Source organism: Candidatus Symbiopectobacterium sp. NZEC135 (assembly GCF_025962695.1).
Map to the genome: position 1 here is coordinate 1 of NZ_JAGFPF010000654.1, position 1,083 is coordinate 1,083.

At 44.6% G+C, this 1,083-nt stretch carries 1 pseudogene; it reads right to left on the reverse strand.

Annotated elements, in window-relative coordinates:
* Positions 1-934 (reverse strand): annotated as a pseudogene (locus tag J5224_RS29520) (recombinase XerC); the annotation flags it as partial.
* Positions 935-1,083: the final 149 nt, after the last annotated feature.

Sequence of the window (1,083 nt, forward strand, 5' to 3'; positions counted from 1 at the left end):
ATTCGATGCAATCAGCAAGACTCATTCTGGAGTTGGGGAGTCTAGTCCTACTAGGCAAATTTTCCGCAACCTTGAGAGCTTCCCTTATATGTTGTTTAGAGATTTTATCGACGGGAATATTACCAACAACATGGTAGAGGACATCAAAGAAGCGCTGATTCTCGTTTGCTGTCTGCTTACGCCACTTTTGACCTTTATCCTTTCTGAAGTCATGCCACGCTTCCAACAATCTTGGGCCGTGCGCTGTTTCAGTCTCGGCAATTGTCGTCATATTTTGCTCTACTGGCGTCGGGTTAACTGGCGAGACTGCATTTTGTAAAGCTGACCCCATCGAATCAATGATCTGCTGGTATCGTGGCAAATCACCAGAATAGAATGCTTCATAAGCCTGTGACATAAGGGCCTGATTCATATCTATCTGGCTGGCAATATGGTGAATCTGTTCAAGGTCGGATTCATTAACCGTTAACCTCTTCATTCTGAGTGCTGCAGTAATCATTCTGGCGGAAAAATTGTCGCCATTGTACATATTACTCAAATGCTGGCTTGCGTAGCCCCGCGCCTCTTTTGCCGTGTCTAGCGGCGATAAAGGTTCACCTGTAATCTGTTTGTGATATCGGCCTAATTCTGGTAACCGTTTAGCCTCTTCAATGCCACCTTTTAGCCAATTCAAAAGATATTCATCAAAGTCTTGTTTTGTGGCGGCGCGGTAGCCTTGCATTTTGTGTTTGAACTCTTCGAGGCTCATAGTTCCATTCTGCACAAGGGGAATGAAAGGGCGGAGCTGATTCATGATCACTTCTGCTTGCTTTCGGCTATCAGTGCCGAGAGTCAGACGTACAAAACTTGTTGAATCATTTAGTCTAAAGTTAGTGTAGAATGTGCGCCCACGAATCATTGTGTGTGGCAGCTTGTGTGACATATTGTTTGCCATGCTGTGTACCATGAAATAGTTATATATCAGTGAGTTAAGTTATTATTGGTGCTAACTCGTTGTTTTTGAAAGTATACCAGACGCCTGTGAAGGCGACACTCTGAGGCTGCTCAATGAGCGAAAAGTTACAAAAAGTGCTGGCGCGCGCT